Annotated in this window: 11 protein-coding genes; 10 read left to right on the top strand and 1 reads right to left on the bottom strand. The window is 66.4% G+C overall.

Annotation, left to right across the window (positions count from 1 at the left end; all coding sequences use genetic code 11):
* Positions 1-435: 435 nt before the first annotated feature.
* The 10 genes from IEW34_RS12480 (at position 436) to IEW34_RS12435 (ending at position 13,306) form a co-directional block, all read left to right on the top strand.
* Complete coding sequence (locus IEW34_RS12480) at positions 436-1,242, top strand: SDR family NAD(P)-dependent oxidoreductase (protein ID WP_210324494.1); 807 nt, start codon at positions 436-438, stop codon at positions 1,240-1,242.
* Positions 1,243-1,592: 350 nt separating this feature from the next.
* Positions 1,593-3,497, top strand: coding sequence for a flavin-containing monooxygenase (locus IEW34_RS12475; RefSeq protein WP_188609511.1), 1,905 nt, complete (start codon positions 1,593-1,595; stop codon positions 3,495-3,497).
* A 271-nt stretch (positions 3,498-3,768) separates the two neighbouring features.
* A complete protein-coding gene (locus tag IEW34_RS12470; protein ID WP_188609510.1) occupies positions 3,769-4,410 on the top strand; it encodes a histidine phosphatase family protein in 642 nt (213 codons plus the stop codon).
* 33 nt (positions 4,411-4,443) lie between these two features.
* The gene (locus IEW34_RS12465) at positions 4,444-5,532 is read left to right on the top strand and encodes a phosphotransferase (RefSeq protein WP_188609509.1); all 1,089 of its coding nucleotides are present in this window, start codon (positions 4,444-4,446) and stop codon (positions 5,530-5,532) included.
* A 217-nt stretch (positions 5,533-5,749) separates the two neighbouring features.
* The gene (locus IEW34_RS12460; protein ID WP_188609508.1) at positions 5,750-7,069 is read left to right on the top strand and encodes an MFS transporter; all 1,320 of its coding nucleotides are present in this window, start codon (positions 5,750-5,752) and stop codon (positions 7,067-7,069) included.
* Positions 7,070-7,152: 83 nt separating this feature from the next.
* Positions 7,153-8,157, top strand: coding sequence for a DUF7064 domain-containing protein (locus IEW34_RS12455; RefSeq protein WP_188609507.1), 1,005 nt, complete (start codon positions 7,153-7,155; stop codon positions 8,155-8,157).
* Between the two features lie 195 nt (positions 8,158-8,352).
* Positions 8,353-9,192 carry an IclR family transcriptional regulator gene (locus tag IEW34_RS12450; protein ID WP_188609506.1) on the top strand — a complete coding sequence of 280 codons (840 nt, stop codon included), beginning with the start codon at positions 8,353-8,355 and terminating at the stop codon, positions 9,190-9,192.
* A gap of 470 nt (positions 9,193-9,662) precedes the next feature.
* Complete coding sequence (locus IEW34_RS12445; protein WP_188609505.1) at positions 9,663-10,544, top strand: IclR family transcriptional regulator; 882 nt, start codon at positions 9,663-9,665, stop codon at positions 10,542-10,544.
* 193 nt (positions 10,545-10,737) lie between these two features.
* Positions 10,738-11,856 (top strand): LLM class flavin-dependent oxidoreductase, encoded by a 1,119-nt coding sequence (locus tag IEW34_RS12440; protein WP_188609504.1) that lies wholly within the window; start codon positions 10,738-10,740, stop codon positions 11,854-11,856.
* A gap of 193 nt (positions 11,857-12,049) precedes the next feature.
* Positions 12,050-13,306: a CaiB/BaiF CoA transferase family protein gene (locus tag IEW34_RS12435; RefSeq protein ID WP_210324493.1), complete on the top strand. Its 1,257-nt coding sequence runs from the start codon at positions 12,050-12,052 to the stop codon at positions 13,304-13,306.
* 96 nt (positions 13,307-13,402) lie between these two features.
* On the opposite strand, the gene IEW34_RS12430 is transcribed toward IEW34_RS12435, so the two are convergent.
* Complete coding sequence (locus tag IEW34_RS12430) at positions 13,403-17,005, bottom strand: indolepyruvate ferredoxin oxidoreductase family protein (RefSeq protein ID WP_188609502.1); 3,603 nt, start codon at positions 17,003-17,005, stop codon at positions 13,403-13,405.
* Positions 17,006-17,119: the final 114 nt, after the last annotated feature.

Genomic DNA, 17,119 nt, shown 5'->3' with positions numbered 1-17,119 from the left:
ACTCTTATTCCCGAGGAGACGGCCCTTGCGCAATCGGTCTCTCGTCCGAGGCGCATCGCTCGGCCTGCGCGTCCCCGCCCGAGGGGGTCCGGCGCCTCGGCGCACGCGGCCCGGCGCGAGCTAACGGTTGGCCTCCTGCTATTAGAGGGAACAACCGCGCCTCCGACAAGCCTCGCACGTTCATAAATCGGATGTACCTTGCATATTATGCACCCAACTATCCTGAATCCGCGTTCGTGCGCACGTCCGGGATCGCGAGCGGCTCTCGGCCTCCGCCTGCGTGCGCTCAAACGGCCCGCCGTGGATAAGTCACTCTCGCCCACGGACGCTGCGATTAACAGCGAGATGGACCGCGGCGGGCGCGCGCGTCGCGATCGCCTTGACAGATCCGTGAGTTGTTGGAATTCTATTGCTTAATACGGATGCCATTTGCGTATGAACCATCCGGTGCCATCAACGACAGGCGGGGAAAGCGCGATGCAGGGTGCAGGCGGGGGCAGTACCCAGGTGGCCGTGGTCACGGGCGGAGCGAGCGGCCTTGGCCTCGCCGCCGTGCGCAAGCTGTTGGAGCGCGGCTTCGCCGTCGCGATCTGGGATCACAGCGCCGCCGCTCTTGAACGAACGACCGCGGCGCTCGCCGCTGCCGGCCCTGTCCTCGCCTGTCGGGTCGATGTCTCCGACGTGAACTCCGTCGAGAGGGCGAGCCAGCGCACGCGAGCCGAACTCGGGGATCCTGCCGCGCTCGTCGCTGCGGCCGCCGTGCCCGGTCCGGTCGTTCCTTTCGCGGACTATGCGCTCGACGACTGGCAGCGTGTCCTCGATATCAATCTGACCGGCGTTCACCTGACCTGCCGTGCCCTGGTTCCCGCGATGGTCCAAGCCGGCTGGGGACGTGTCGTGATCGTCTCCTCCGTCGCCGGCAAAGAGGGAAATGCCCTCCAGAGCGCGTACGTGGCCTCGAAGGCCGGCGTGATCGGCTACGTGAAGTGCCTCGGAAAAGAGCTGGCCACGTCGGGTGTACTCGTCAACAGCATCGCGCCGACGGTCTTCGATACGCCGATGCTGCGCCAAACCAGTGATGCGGATCCGAGCATGATCGCCGCCATGCAGGCAAAGGTCCCGATGGGGCGGCTCGGGCAGCCCGATGAATTCGGCGAGATGGCTGCCTGGCTTTGCTCTGGCGCGTGCTCCTTCACGACAGGGATGACATTCGACCTCTCTGGTGGACGTTCCACCTACTGATCGGGCGCACGACGTCGGCTCGGCTGCGGCGCGGCCCGCCGCAGCGGTCCCGCGAACGCGAACAGCGCGTCACCGCCGCCGGAGGCTTAGGCGGCCATCAGGGCTGAACGGAACGTCTTTACGGAGAAGATGTCCGTCGGCTTCGCGGCCGCGCGTCAATCGTGGCTGAAAATGGAAAGGCGACATCTCAAGCAAGTAAAATTTCATCTGCAATAACTATCATCGATAGTCTACAATTCATTGATTTAAACATGGATATTTTGTTAGCCAGAATGATGGACCTGTAGCGCTGTCGACTTTCGATCGGCGGCACAGGTGACATGCCAGAAACACCAGATCTGTGGTTGAAGATGGACACGTCAGCAAAATCCGAACTATTGAAGATCGCGGGCCCGCGCGATTTCGATCCGGATGCCTTGAAGGCAAAATATGTGAGCGAGCGCGACAAGCGCGTCGTTGCGGGCGGCAACGGCCAATACGTGCCCGTCGAGGGGCGCTTCGCCAACTTCGACAAGGATCCGTGGGTGGACCCCGACTTCGCCCGCGCGCCGATTGCCGAGCACAGCCAGGTCATCGTCGCTGGTGGAGGCTTCGGCGGCCTTCTGGCGGGTGCGCGGTTGCGCGAAGCCGGCTGCACCGACATCCGGATCATCGAGAACGGCGGCGATTTCGGTGGCACCTGGTATTGGAACCGATACCCCGGCGCCATGTGCGATATCGAGGCGCACATCTATCTGCCGCTGATCGAGGAACTCAACTATCCTCCCAAGCATCGCTACTCCTATGCTCCCGAGATGCTGAATGTCAGTCAGCGCATCGGTCGGCATTACGGCTTGTACGACAAGGCGTGCTTTCAAACGACCATCACCGCCGCACGCTGGCTCGATGCCGAGGCGCGCTGGCTCGTCGAGACCGATCGCGGTGATCGCTTGACCGCGGACATCCTCGTCCTGGCCTGCGGACGTCAAAGCCTGCCGAAACTACCCGGCATTCCCGGCATCGAAACGTTCAAGGGCCACGCCTTCCACTCCAGCCGCTGGGACTACGCCTACACCGGGGGCGACTTTCATGGCGGCCTGACGGGCCTGCGCGACAAGCGCGTCGCCGTGATCGGAACCGGCGCATCGGCCGTCCAGCTGGTGCCGGAACTGGCGAAATTCGCGAGGGAGCTGATCGTTCTTCAGCGCACGCCGTCATCGGTCGGCGTGCGGGACAACCGCGAGACGCCGCCGGACTACGTCGACATGTCCGTGCCGGGATGGCAGCGCGCCCGACGGTATAATTTCCAATCGCTCATTTCCGGCATCCGCCAGGATCGTGACGAGGTCAGCGATGGATGGACGGCGCTGACCGAGGCGATCACGCCGCCGAAGGCCGCCGAGGTCGCAAAGCGGCTCGGCCGTGAACCGACGGTGGACGAGCTGAAGTATCTGGCCGAGATCTACGACTACGACGTCATGAACCGCTTGCGGGGGCGGGTGGACGAGGTGGTGGGAGACGCCGCGACAGCGGAAGCCCTCAAGCCCTGGTACCGCTGGTTCTGCAAGCGGCCATGTTTCCACGACGATTATCTCGGGACGTTCAACCTGCCCCATGTGCGCCTGGTCGACACCGGGGGCGGCGGCGTCGAACGGGTCACGGCGGACGGGGTCGTGGCCAACGGCCAGGAGTACGGGGCGGACTGCCTCATCTTCGCCACCGGCTTCGAGGCCGGCATCACCTATACCCGCCTCACGGGGTTCGAAATCCACGGGCGCGAGGGGCTTGCGCTAAGCGAGCACTGGCGCTCCGGCGTCCGCACGCTTCACGGTCTGACGACTGACCGCTTCCCGAACTGCTTCTTCGTGGGAGGAAACCAGCAATCCACCGCAGCAGTCAACGCTGTCCACCTGCTCGACGAGCAGGGCGAACATGTCTCCTATATCGTCAAGGAGATGGGTCGTCGGGGCATTTCGCAGGTCGAACCCTCGCCCGAGGCCGTGGACGCATACGTCGACCTGATCAGAACCTCGCCGACCAACGCTCAGCTCGTCGATTTTTATCAGGACTGCACACCTGGATACTACAACGCCGAAGGCAAGGCGAAGAAGGGAGAAGAGATCTTCTTCGGTGGCCGCTACGGCGACGGCCCCATCCCCTTCTTTCGCATGCTGCAGGCCTGGCGTGAGAAGGGGGCCCTGGAGGGCCTCGTCGGGGCAGACGGCGAAGCCGTCGGGAACGGCCGCATCGGCTTCATCTCGAGCATCATCTCTTGAACGACCGGGCAACGCCGCCTTGGCGAGCTGGGACGGCGGCTCCAGCCGGAGATCATACGCGCGAGACGCGGCGCAGGGACGCGCGAGCGATCCTGTCCGCCTTGGGACGCCTGGGGCTCGGGTGGACCCGTCTCGACCAGGCCGCCGCCGCCACGAGGGCCGGCGAGGCCGCATGTCTCGCGCCCGCTCCGGCGGCCGGGCAGACGGATCGCCGTCTCCTCCGCCGCAATCGTTCAGGTTCAGGCCGGTGAAAGCCGCGACAGTGAGAGCCATGAACGAACCCATTCGCTCGGATAGGCAAAGCGCCGGTAGCGCCGACGAGACGCTGCTGCTCCTGGTCAGACATTGCCGCCCCCACGAGGGCCACCCGCAGGCGCCCGGCGACCCGCCCCTGGCGGACGACGGGCGCAGCCACGCTCGGCAGGTGGCTGCCGCGCTCGCAGCCGCGGGCATCGACCGCATCGTGGCAAGCCCACAGCGGCGCGCGCGCGAAACCGCGCAGCCCCTGTCCGACCTGCTGTCGATCCCGGTCGAGATCGTCGAGGGCCTCGCCGAAGTCGATCTTCACGCCGAACGCTACCGCTCACCCGAGACGATCCGGGCCGAGCTTCCGGATCGGTGGGACGAATTCGTCCGCTCGCCCGCCGCCTTCTTCGGCCTCGACGAGATGGCCTATCGCGCGGCGGTCCTGTCCGGGGTGGCCGCCCTTCTGGGCCGGGGGCATCGCACCGTCGCCGTCTTCAGCCACGGCACGCCGATCAAGATCGTCCTGCGCGAGGCCCTCGGCCTCGACAGCCGCGCGCCGCTCACCCTCGACCACGGCTCCGTCACCCCGATCACCGGGACTACGGGTGATGGTCTGCGCCTCAGATGCCTCGAGCCGGCCACGCCGACAACCCTTCGAACTTGCTGAGAACCCACCTCGGCCCTGGCAAAGGTATTGACCATGGAGAACAGGTCCTTCCCCCTATCGGCTGCCGAGATCACGCCGTCATGGCTGACGGAGATCCTGAGAGCGAACGGTACGCTCGCGCGGTCGGACGCTGTCGAGCGGTTCGAGGTTCGTCCGATCGGCCTCGGCTTCGGGCAGACGGGCGAATCCTCGCGCCTCGCGCTCCACTACGCCGCGCCGCTACGTGCCGCGAACGCCCCGGCAAGCGTCTTCGTCAAGTTCCCGACGAACGACGCCGCGCGGCGCAAGGCAGCGGCATCGATCGGGCTCTACGAGCGCGAAATCAATTGCTACAAGAACCTCCTGAGCCGGATTGCCGTGAAGGCTCCGGCCTGCCACTTCGGCGAAATCGCGCCGGGCGGCGAGCTCTTCGCGCTCGTCCTGGAGGATTTCCCGACCTATCGGGCGGGCGACGAGACGGTCGGTCTCACGGTCGAGGAGGCCTGTCTCGCGATCGACCTCATGACCCAGGTCCACGGTCCCTATTGGGGCAGGATGCAAGAGGTGGACCTTCCTCCCCTCGGGCTGCCGGGTCGGGACCGATACGGCGCCGCCTGGGATCTGATGGACGAGCATTTCGGCGACGTTGTGCCAAAGGAATTCGCCCTGATCCGCGAGGACTATCTCGCCGCGCTCGAAACGCTCAAGCGATGGCTCTATGCCGAGCCCTGTACCCTGGGGCATGGCGATCTGCGTCTCGACAACCTTCTGTTCGACCTCGGCGGGCGCGATCCGATCGTAGCAGTCGACTGGCAGGCGGCGCGTCCGTCGAAGGGCATCCGGGACTTCGAATACCTCGTCAGCCACAGCATGGAGATCGAGGATCGCCGCGCGCATGAGCGCGCGCTGCTCGCGCGCTATGTCGAGAACATCAATGCGTTCGGCCTCGACTATTCGCTGAGGCAAGCCGAAGAGGATTATCGCCGGGCAATGCTCTTCGACTTCTGCACGGTCCTGCACATCGTCGGCATTCATTTCAATACGCACGAGAGGGCGATCCGGCGCAAGCGCGGCCTGTTGCGACGGGCGACGACAGCGATGCTGGACTGGGGCGCGTTGGATCTGCTGCCGGAGTTCAAGTGAAAGGCGCTCCTTAGAGCATTTTTGAGCGAAGTGGACGCCGGTTCGCGTGAAAAAAAGGCGACAAAACAGATAAGTAGAGCATCTCCGCGATTCAGAGAAACACGGAAATGCTCTAGGCGCCGCATCACTTCGGCCTTTTCGATCTCAGGAATTTTCCGCGAAGGCCCGGGCGGGGCTGCCCGCCCGCACAAGAAAAGAACGGCAGGAGGAGAGCACCATGAGGGCGGACAGCGTGACCATGTCGACGGCGCGGAGCGATGCTGGCGTCGACGACGTCGACCATCGGCGCCTCTACGGAAAGATCGCGCTCCGATTGAGCCCGATCCTTTTTCTCATCTTCTTCTTTGCCAACATCGACCGCGCCAATGTCGGATTCGCGGCGGCGGCGCTGCGGCAGGATCTCGGCTTCAGCAATGCGGCCTACGGGCTCGGCGCCGGCATCTTCTTTCTCGGCTATTTCCTGTTCGAGGTGCCCAGCAACATCGCGCTGCAGAAGGTGGGCGCCAAGGTCTGGTTCACCCGGATCGTCCTGACCTGGGGGCTCGCGACCTTCGCCCTGGCCTTTGTCAAAGACACGACCTGGTTCTACATCCTGCGCTTCATTGTCGGTGCAGCGGAGGCGGGCGCCGCGCCGGGGGTCATGCTGTATCTGTCGCAGTGGGTGCCGAACAGTCAGCGCGGTCGCTTCAACGCCCTGTACTGGCTGTCGGCGCCGATGGCATTCGTGGTGTCGGGCCCCCTGTCCGGCCTCATCCTCACCCGGCTCAACGGCACCGCCGGCTACGCCGGCTGGCAGTGGCTGTTCATGATCGAGGGACTGATCACCATGATCATGGCCCCGGTCATCCTGTACGGGCTGGCCAACACCATCCAGGATGCCAAGTGGCTGACGCCGGCGGAGAAGCGCGTCGCGGCGAACAACATTCTCGATCTGAACAAGTCCGCGCACGCGCACTCGTATAGGGATGCCCTCCGCCAGCCCGTGACGCTCGTGTCGTCGCTTGCCTACTTCACGCTCTTGATCGGCTATTACGGCATTGCATTCTGGCTGCCGCAACTCATCAAGCAATCCGGCGTTTCCGACACGATGACCATCGGCTGGCTCTCGGCGTTGCCATGGCTCGCCGCCGCCATCGCGGTCGTGTTCGTCGGCCCGCTGTCGGACAAGGCGGGATGGCGCGGCATCGTGCGCACGCTATCGATCGCCATGACCTCGATCGGGTTCTGGATGAGCGCCTATTTCGCAGACCGGCCTGGCCTGTCCCTGCTCGGGCTGACGGTCGCCGCGATCGGCATACTGGCCGCTTCGACCGTCTTCTGGGCCAACCTGGCCCAGATCTACATCGGCCCGGCCGCAGCGGTCGCCTTCGCGGTGATCAATTCGCTCGGAAACCTCGGCGGGTTCGTGAGCCCCTACATGCTCGGCATCGTGACGGACCTCACCGGCTCGGCCGTGATGGGCATGTACGCCATCACCTGCAGCATGGTGATCTCGGGCATTCTCATGATCATCGCCTTCGGTCGTTCCAGGACGTGAGCAGCAGCGGACACACGGCGCGGCGTGGCCAGGGGGCCACGCCCTTATCCCCAGACCTAAGCATACCCCATCGGAGAAACCGCATGATCACGGCACAGGATCTCGAGTATCACTATACGGCCGACGACGATTACACCTGGGCGGAAACCTACTACATTCCGGTCTCGGTGCCCGAGGCCCGGATATTCGGGCATATTTACGTCTGCGTTCGTCCCAAGCTGGGATGCATGCAGGCCGACATCCGCTTCATCGGGTCCGTCACCGAGACGGAGTTCGAGTCGCTCTTCATCGATACGCGTTTCCATCTGCCGGCGCCGGAGCGGTTCTCGCATATCCACGGGCCGAACGGGCTCAGCATCAAGGCCGTGAAGCCGCCTCGCGACTATCGGATCGACTACGTCGGCCGGGACGGCACCGAGTTGCACATGGACATCGTCGGCCTCATGAACCCCTTCGACATCCACGATCCCAGCGAGAACCCGCTCGCCGGCGGAACCGAGGCCGAGCGCCTCGCTCGCTCGTCCATGGGCAGCGGCTACAAGGGCCATTTCGATATGCATGGCCGCTTCACCGGCACGCTGAAGCTACGAGGCGAGGCGTACGATATCGACACCGTCGACCGGATGAACCACAGCTGGGGCCCTCGCCCCGAAATGGAGATCCCGCCGAACAACTCCCTGTGGGCGCAGTTCGGGGAAGACCTCGGCTTCCGTTTCCATGCCCACCTGGATCCGTCCAAACCGACCGGACAGGACCAGAAGCTTGCGCACGGCTACGTCCTCGACAAGGGCGACGTCATGGCGATCATGGATCTGGACCTGACGATGGTGCGCATGGGGATCACTCCCATCGTCATCGATGCCTTGGTCACCGATCAGCGGGGACGCCGGCATTGCTTGCGCGGTGTGCCGCTCGCCGGAGCGCCATGGCGAGCCTATGGCAATGCGGTGTGCTGGATCGGACTCATCCGATGGGAACTTGACGGCAGAATTGGATATGGCTCTGCCCAGGAGAACCACTCGCTCGCCTTTGAGACGCATGCGCGCGGACGCAGATGGACCGACTCCATTCCAAAGATCACCTGCTAAGCCCTGCGGGTGACATCGGCGGAAGGGCCCTTGGCCGCCGCGGCGGCCTGGCGCTGTGCCGACGGCGCATCCCCTTGGCGCACGGCACGGCTGCATGCTGAACATGCGTCGCAGGAACTGTTGTTTCGCAATCGCATTGCGGATACTGCATGCCTTGCGTCGGCGAATCCCGGCGGGAGCGCAGGAGATGCCGGCATGAAAGCGACGATGTCCCGCAAGAGCCGGCGCCCCGAGCTGGCCGGCACGGCGGCAGGCGATGCGACGGGCCTTGCCGATCCCGGCCTGGTCAAGTCGGTCGGCAAGGCCATGGCCCTCCTCGAGACGCTCTACGAAGCGGGCCGGCCGATGCGGGTCATCGAGATCGCCGGCGCCCTGAACGTGTCGGCGAGCGCCGTGTCGCGGCTGGTCAGCACGCTCGCCACCAGTGGCTTTGTCGACCAGGACGAGGATAGCCGCTGCCACCTGGGCTTCGGCCTGGCCCTTCTGGGCCACGCGACATTGGGCCGCCGCGAGCTGGACCGCATCGCCCTGCCCTACATCGGCGAGGTCTCGTCCCGGTTCAAGGAATATGTCAGCCTCGGCAGGCTCTATCGCTGGAAGGTCATCATCATGCGCCAGCAGAGCCCGCAGCATGCGCTCGACGTCAGCCTGATGAGCACGCTGCCGGTCCACGCCACGGCGCCCGGCAAGCTACTCGCGGCCTGGCAGGATCCCAATTACGTGCGCGAGATGCTGAGGGCCGAAGGGATGCACGCCTTTACCGCGCACACCTTCACGTCGATCGATGCCTTCATGGACGAACTGGCCCGCGTCCGCGAAGTGGGCCATTCGTGGGAGGAGCAGGAGCTGTTCCTGGGTCTGCGCCACGTCGCGGCCCCCGTGCGGGACCACGAGGGCTCGGTCATCGCGACGATCTCGGCCGGCGGCCCGATCGATTTCGTCGACGGCGACGAACTGGAGAAGCTGACCCAGGCGATCCTGCGGTGCGCCTCGGAGATCTCCCGCCAGCTCGGCTACCGGGCCAAGCCCTTCTAGGCTCGCCCGGGCAGCTTCTGAACGTCTGAACGATCGCGGGGCCAAGTCGCGCCAGGCTCCGCCGGGCAAATTCGCACCGCGCAACGGGCTGCGTGGCCGCCGCGATCGCCATCCGGATGGCAACCCATTTTCGCAATCTAATTGCGAAATTATTCGCATATCACGGTTATGATAGCATGCTCGTTGCAAATTCTTGGGCGAGCCATATACTTTCATCCTGAGCAAGACATCCGCGAGGCGGCCGGAACGGCCGACCGCAAGACGGACGCACGGGAGGACGGCGGCATGAACGCTCCGATGAGAACCTTCAGCATCGGTTGGGCATGGGCGCGCGCCGGCGGACGTCCGCAGACGCACGGCCGCAACCGGGCATCGCTCCTCGGCCCGGCGCGGCGGGCTCCGCGTGTAGCTGCCCCCGTCGCCTGATCCCCATCACCGTCCTTATCCACGCCATCGGGATCGTGCGCGCGATGCAAGAACGAACTGTCAAATCAGCGGAACGGACGCTCGGGGTGTTCGAGTTGTTTTCCGAACAACAGAGGCCGCTCTCGGTCGGCGAGATCAGCCGCCACCTCTCCATACCGCAGCCGAGCGCCAGCATGTTGCTGCGCAATTTGCGCGCTCTCGGCTATCTCGACTACGACGAGACGGGCCGGCGCTACAGCCCGACCCTGCGCCTGCCCTTCCTCGTCAGCTGGATCAGCCGCCGCTTCGACCGGGTCGGCCTGATGATGCCCCTGCTAGAGCGGCTGTTTCGGCAGGTGGGCGATACCGTCTTCGTCGGCATGCAGAATCGCGCGTCGGCCCAGTACATTCTGGTGATGAAGCCGGAACAGCCGGCCATGCTGATCACCTCGGGAATGCATCGCTCCCTCACGGTGTCGGCGATGGGGGCGATGTTGCTGAGCCTGAAGCCCGACGAGGAGATCCGGCGGTGGGTCGCCCGCTGCAACGCCGAGGCGGATGACCCACGCGTGCAGGTCCGCACGTCCGAATACCTGGACCGCATCGCCACGATCAGGACCAACCGCTACGCCGAGACGGCAGGCGAGATCACGCCCGGTGTCGGGGCCATCGCCATCGCCATCGCCTGCCCACTGAACGGCACGCCGCTCGCTGTCGGCGTCGGCGGCACGGTCGAGCGCCTCGCCAGGGACCGGCCGGCCATCGTGCGGGCGTTGCGCGCCATCGAGGCGCATTTCGCGGCCGAGCAGGGATTGCCCCATGAGGTGAACGCCGATCACGGCATGGCGGCCGAGCGGAGCGCACGCCGCGCCCTCTTTGGGCACCGGCCCGGCGCGCTTGCCGAGCAGATGCGGCCCCTCGATCGCCCAGGCGTCGCAGCGCGATGAGACGGGGCCCGCGGGCCACGCCATGCGCTGGAACTGGCAGGCCCTCGGCTGCGCGCGGTCTACATATGAAATCAATTGAGCGCTTAAACTTATTAATATTGACGAACGGACGTGATTCGTCGGCAACTGGAGAGATATAACCCTCAGCTTACATAAATGTCACACAGATCAACGTCGATACGGGAGGCCGGGCATGCACGTCGGATACGCCACCACGTTTCAGAATCCTCTGCGGGCGCGCACCGACCAGGAGGTCTGGGATAGCGAGGTCTACTTCTCGGGCCTGGCCGACGATCTTGGCTTCGATTCCATCTGGTCGACGGAGCATCATTTCACCGACTACGAGATGATCCCGAACCCGCTTCAGTTCCTCAGCTTCATGGCCGCACGAACCACGCGTGCGCGGCTCGGCACCATGGTCGTCGTGCTGCCCTGGCACGATCCCGTCCGCGTTGCCGAGGAGATCGCGGTGCTGGAGAACCTGTCGCACGGCCGCACGATCCTCGGCATCGGCCGCGGGCTGGCAACGACGGAGTTCACCGGCTTTCGCATCGACATGAACGAGTCCCGCGACCGCTTCGTGGAATCCGCCGAGACGGTTCTGGCGGCGCTGGAGGACGGCTACATCGAAGCGGGCACCCGGCACTACCAGATCCCGCGCCGCGACCTCCGGCCGGCTCCCATCCGCTCCTTCGTCGGGCGCACCTTCGGCGCCGGCGGCTCGCCCGAGACGATGCCGATCCTGGCCAGGCTCGGGGTCGGGCTGCTGCTCGTGCCGACGAAGAACTGGGACGAGCTTTATGCCAACTTCGACCAGTACAAGCTGGCCTGGCGCCAGCACCACCCGGACCGCATGCTGCCGAAGCCGATCCTGGACCAGTTCGTCTTCGTCGACGAGGACCCGGCGCGGGCCAAAGCCATGGCCGAGAAATACATCAGTGTCTACTTCAACGAGGTGCTGAAGCACTACAACATGGGCGGCGACCATTTCGCCAAGACCAAGGGTTACGAGCGCTACGCCAAATTCTCTGAAGCGGTGCAGAAGAGCGCGTCCGCCGTCGTGCACGGCTTCATGGACATGCAAGCCTGGGGCACGCCCGCGCAAGTCATCGAGAAGCTGACGGCGGCACGCGCGAAGCTCGACTACGACGCGCTCGTGCTGCATTTCGCCTACGGCGGTATGGCCGACGCCGACGCTGAGCGCAGCATGCGCCTGTTCGCCGACGCGGTTCTGCCCACGCTGCGGAGCTGGGGGCCCGATGCCTTTGCCGTCGAAGCGGAGAGCCCGCGGCGGCGGGCGGCAGCGCGGTAGCGGCCGTCCCGCACGGCCAACGTCGGCATCACGAGCGCCTTCGCCGCAGAGCCGGTCATCCGGTCCGAGCGGCGGGCTCCAGTTCGCCCACACCCGGCGGCGCCCTTTGGCGATCGAACGGCGCTCCGGCCACGGCGCGCTTGCCGGTCGGACGATGATGCCATTCCCACCCGCAGCGGCCACGGAGCGTCATGTGAGCACCGATCCATCGCAGCGCTTCGGCGCCCTCGACGACATCACCGTCCTCGATCTCACGCAAATGCTGGCCGGGCCCTACGGCACCATGATGCTGGCCGATCACGGCGCCGACGTCATCAAGATCGAGCCCTTCGGCGGTGACGTCACCCGCGGCGCGGCGGCCTCCCCCTCCCATGGAGGTTCGTCGCTCGGCGCCTATTTCCAGAGCGTCAACCGCAACAAGCGCAGCGTCTGCCTGGATCTCAAGCGGCCCGAGGGCCGCGACGCGTTCAAGCGTCTCGTCGCCGGCGCCGATGCCGTGGTCGAGAACTTCCGCGCCGAGGTGATGGACCGGCTCGGCCTCGGGTACGAGGCGCTGCGCCAGATCAATCCGCGTCTGGTCTACGGCACGTTGCGCGGCTTCGGCGACCCGCGCACCGGCGCGTCCCCTTACGCCAGATGGCCGGCCTTCGACGTCGTCGCCCAGGCCATGGGCGGCGTGATGGCGATCACCGGTCCGGATCCGATGACGCCGACCAAGGTCGGTCCCGGTATCGGCGACATCATCCCCGGAATCATGCTCGCCTTCGGCGTCGTCTCGGCAATCCACCACGCCCGGCGCACCGGCGTCGGCCAATTCGTCGACATTTCCATGGTCGACTCCATCTTCGCGGTCTGCGAGCGAATGGTATGGCAGCACTCCGCCGAAGGAACCGTGCCGGGCCCCGAAGGCAACCATCACCCGTTTCTATGTCCGTTCGGCATGTTTCCCGCCTCCGACGGCCACGTCACCATCGCCGCCCACACGGACGACTTCTTCGCCGTGCTGTGCGCCAAGCTCGACATGGCCGACGTCGCCGGCGATATGCGCTTTACGGATAAGGGCGGGCGCACCCGCGACAGGCGCGAGCTCATCGTCGCGATCAGCCGTCACACCGCCCGCCATTCCAAGGCGGAGCTGACGGCCAGGCTCGGCGGCAGGATCCCCTATGGACCGGTGATGAACATCGCCGATATCGCCGACGACCCGCATTTCGCCGCCCGCGAGATGATCGTCACTCTGGAGCAGCCGAACGGGCGCCCGGTGCAGGTCGCCGGCGTCCCGCTGAAGATGACGGCGACGCCGGGCGGCGTCAGGAGGCGGAGCCCGTTTCTCGGCGAGGATACCGTCCCGGTCCTCCGGGCCGCCGGGTTGACCGACCAGGCCATTGCGGCGCTGGTCAAGAGCGGCGCCGCACTCACCGGCGCCGGCGAGGCCCGCGCAGCCGAGTAGAGCGTTTTCGAGCGAAGTGGACGCCGGTTCGCGTGAAGAAAACGCGATGAATCAAACAGATAGAGCATTTGCCGCCACGGGCCGGGGCGCTGCGACTCACGCCGCCTTGGCCAGCTCCGGCTTCGCCGCCACCTCGTGCGCGATGGCGCCGAGCACCGGACCGAAAGGCACGTTCAAGCCGAGCAGCCCGGCCAGCCGCTCGGCCGCCGCCTTGTAGCGCGCGACGTTGCCGAGCTTCACGTGCTCGTAGCCGCGCACGAGGTCGGGGATCTCGGCCAGCTCCACGGCGAGATCGTAGGTGGCGGAGTCGAGCTTGGCGAACGTCGCCGCGAGCAGCGCCCGGTAGTGGCCGATCAGCGCGCGCTCGACACGCCGCACCTGCGTGCGGCCGAGGAGATCGAGCGGCGTGCCGCGCAGCGACTTCATCGCCTTGAGCAGGCGGAAGGCCGGCTTGAACCAGGGGCCCAGCTTGACCTTCTTCTTGACGCCGAGCGCGCGCAGGAAGGTGGGATGCAGGTGCCAGGAGACGCGGGCCTCGGACCCGAAGGCGTTCGTCAGCCGCGCCTGCGCCTCCTCCGCCAGCATCAGCCGCGCCACCTCGTATTCGTCCTTGTAGGCCATGAGCTTATAGAGATTGCGCGCCACGGACTCCGACAGCCCCCGACGGCCGCCGCCGGCTCGCGCCTCGGCCGCCAGCGCCTCGCGCACGACCGCAGCGTAATCCCTGGCATAGGCCTCGCTCTGGAAGGCGATCAGTTCCGGCACGCGCACACCGAGGAGCCGCTTCAGCTCACCGTCGGCGCCGACACCGTCGACGATGCGTGCCGCCGCCAGGCTGACGACGGCCCGTGCCTTCTCGGCCGGTGCGGCGCCCGCCGACGCCGCCTCGCGCCGGGCGGCGGCGGCCACGCGGGCCGGATCGGCGACGCTGAGGCGGCCCCAGCGGAAGGCGGCGAGGTTCATCGGCACGGCCGTGGCGTTGAGACGGATGGCCTGTTCGATAGCTTCGGCCGGGATCGGCAGCGCCCCCCGCTGATACGCCGCGCCGACCAGCAGCAGGTTGCAGGCCATGTGATCGCCGAGCAGCCGCTCGGCCAGGTCCTGCGCGTCGAAGAAGATGTTGTGGTCGGGCCGGCTGGCCGCATTGATGCGGTCGGTGAGCCGGCTCATCGACGGGTAGGCCTTGCCCGGGTTCGACACCATCTCGCCGGTGGGAACCCGCGTCGTCGACACCACCGCCACCGTCCGCTGCGGCGAGGCCATGACGATGTTGTTTGGATTTACGGCGCCGAGCGGATCGAACACCAGGTAGAGGTCGGCACTGCCGCTCGATACGGTGGGGGCGCCGTCGATTGGCCCGCGGCTCACCTTGAGATGGGAGATCACCGGGCCCGCCTTCTGGCTCGAACCGGTGTGGTCATAGGTCTGGGCATGCAGCCCGGCGATGTTGGCGGCGGTGCCGAGGATCTGGTTCACCGTCACCACGCCGGTACCGCCGATGCCGACGAGGCCGGCGCTGAAGCCGTCCGCCGGCACCAGCGGCCGCGGGTCGGGCAGCACCAGATCCTCCGGCAGCGCCGCCGCCACGATCTTGCGCGGCTCGGCCTTGCTCGCGGTGGTCTCCACCGTCATGAACGACGGACAGTCGCCGAGCAGGCAGGAGAAGTCCTGGTTGCACGAGGACTGGTGGATCTGCGTCTTGCGGCCGAACTCGGTCGCCACCGGCTGCACGCTGAGGCAGTTCGACTTGGCGCCGCAGTCGCCGCAGCCCTCGCACACCCGTTCGTTGATCATCACCGACTGGCGCTTGTAGGCGAGCGCGCCGCGTTTGCGCTTGCGCCGCTTCTCGGCGGCGCACTGCTGGTCGTTGATGAGCACGGTGACGCCCGGCGTCGCGGCGAGCTCGCGCTCGGCCTCGACCAGGTCGTCGCGATGGCGGACGGCGGCGCCCGCCACGTCGACGCCGGCGTATTTCTCCGGCTCGTCGGTGGTGATGACGATGCGCCTGACGCCTTCGGCCGTCAGCATGCGCACCATGTCCGGCACGGTCATGCTGCCGGGCACGTCCTGTCCGCCGGTCATGGCGATGGTGGAGTTGTAGAGCAGTTTGTAGGTAACGTTGATGCCGGCCGACACGGCGAAGCGCACGGCGAGGCTGCCCGAGTGGGCGAAGGTGCCGTCGCCGAGGTTCTGGAAGAAGTGGCCGGTGTCGGAGAAGGGCGCCAGGCCGACCCACTGCGCTCCCTCGCCGCCCATCTGGGTGAAGCCGACGACGTCGCCGAACACCGGGCCCATCCACAAGGTCATGATATGGCAGCCGATGCCCGCGCCGACGACGGAGCCCTCCGGCACGCGCAGGCTGCGGTTGTGCGGACAGCCGGAGCAGAAATAGGGCGTGCGCGCCGCCGCCGGCGGCCCGGCGGTGTTGCGATTGCGGTCGAGCAGGTCGATGCGCTCGTCGAGCCGCGCCGGAGAGGGCACGGCCCCGCGCAGCCGCTTGGCCAGCGCCCGCGCGATCAGGTCGGCCGAGAGCTCGCCATGGGCGGTGAGCAGCGGCGCGCCGGTCTCATCCGCGCGCCCGACCACGCGCGGCCGGTCTGGGCTGTCGTAGAGCAGTTCCTTGACTGCCGTCTCCAGCGTCGGCCGCTTGTCCTCGATGACGACGATCTCCTCGAGCCCGCGCGCGAAGTCGCGGATGATCTGCGGCTCGACCGGATAGATCATGCCCATCTTGAGAATGCGCACGCCGGCCGCCTCGAGCATGGCATCGTCGAAGCCGAGGTCGCGCAGGGCCTGCCGCAGATCGTAGTAGGTCTTGCCCACGGTCATGAGGCCGATGCGCGGCCGCTTGGGCTCGAAGGTGATGCGGTTGAGACCGTTCAGCCGCGCGTATTGGCGGGCAATCTCATGCTGGCCGTAGACGATGCGCCGCTCCGCCTCGATCAACAGACCACCGGCCTCGTTGACGCGCAGGCGCGGCACCAGGGGCTGGCCGTCGAAAAGCACCTCGGGAATGACGGGTGCGATGCGCGCCGGATCGATGAGCGCCGTGCCGGCGCTGTCGGCGACGTCGGTGACCAGCTTGAAGCCGACCCACAGGCCCGCCGCGCGCGACAACGCATAGCCGTGCAGGCCGAAATCAATCACGTCCTGGACGTTGCCGGGACAGAGCGTCGGCATGTACAGGCTGGAAAAGACGCCGTTGGAATCGGATGGAAAGATGGTCGAGCGGGCGTGCGGGTCGTCGCCGGCGACGGCCAGCACGCCGCCGTTCTTGCCGACGCCGCGGAAGTTGGCGTGGCGGAAGGCGTCGATGGAGCGGTCGACGCCCGGCGCCTTGCCGAACCACAGGCCATAGACGCCGTCGTAGCGCGCCTTGGGAACGCCGTGCAGGGCCTGGGTGCCGAACACGGCCGTCGCCGCCAATTCCTCGTTGAGGCCGCGCCGGTGCACGACATGGTGCTCGGTGAGGATGGCGGCGTTCTTCTCCATCTCGTCATCGACGCCGCCGACGGGCGAGCCCGGGTAGCCGCAGACGAAGCCGCCGGTGTTCAGGCCGGCGCGCACGTCCGCCCGCCGCTGGTCGAGCAGGATGCGCACGAGCGCCTGGATGCCGTTCAGGTAGATGGCCCCGCTTTCCCGCGTGTAGCGATCCTGAAGCGAGAAGTCGGCGTTGAAGGTCTTGGTGATCGCATTCATCGGCGTCTCGCTTGGCGTAAGTCGAAAGGTCTCGCGATGCGGACCGGCGTCATGGTCGGGCTTGACCCGACCATCCATCGTCGCATCGATGTCAGCCCGGCAGGGCTGTCGACA

It is taken from the genome of Chelatococcus reniformis (genome assembly GCF_014640075.1).
Classification (GTDB): Bacteria; Pseudomonadota; Alphaproteobacteria; order Rhizobiales; family Beijerinckiaceae; genus Camelimonas; species Camelimonas reniformis.
This window is presented reverse-complemented; position numbering and strand designations above follow the sequence as displayed.